Source organism: Mesorhizobium sp. M8A.F.Ca.ET.207.01.1.1 (assembly GCF_004794715.1).
In the GTDB taxonomy this organism is placed as follows: Bacteria; Pseudomonadota; Alphaproteobacteria; order Rhizobiales; family Rhizobiaceae; genus Mesorhizobium.
Map to the genome: position 1 here is coordinate 1 of NZ_SRUS01000151.1, position 400 is coordinate 400.

The window sequence follows — 400 nt, forward strand, 5'->3', positions numbered from 1 at the left end:
TCTTCGGTGACTCGATCACCGAAGGCTGGGGCAGGGAAGGCAGCGCCGCGTTCTTCCCCGGCAAGGGATGGCTCAACCGCGGCATCAGCGGGCAGACCACGGCGCAGATGCTGGTGCGTTTCCCACAGGACGTGCTGGCCCTGAAGCCGCAGGTGGTGGTGATCCTGGCCGGTACCAACGACATTGCCGGCAACACTGGTCCGGCCACGCAGGCGATGATCGAAGACAACCTGCACGCGATGGTGGACCTGGCACGCGCGCACGGCATTCGCGTGGTGCTCGCGTCGGTGCTGCCGGTCAGCGAGTACCCTTGGATGCCGGGGATCACGCCTGCGCCCAAGGTGCGTGCATTGAACTCCGCGTTGAAGCGCTATGCCGATGCACAGCATCTGGTCTATCT

At 65.0% G+C, this 400-nt stretch carries 1 protein-coding gene; it reads left to right on the forward strand.

Annotation, left to right across the window (positions count from 1 at the left end):
- Nucleotides 1–400, forward strand: a 400-nt coding sequence (locus EN850_RS33935) for a GDSL-type esterase/lipase family protein (RefSeq protein ID WP_246689321.1), incomplete at both ends; no start/stop codon positions are given.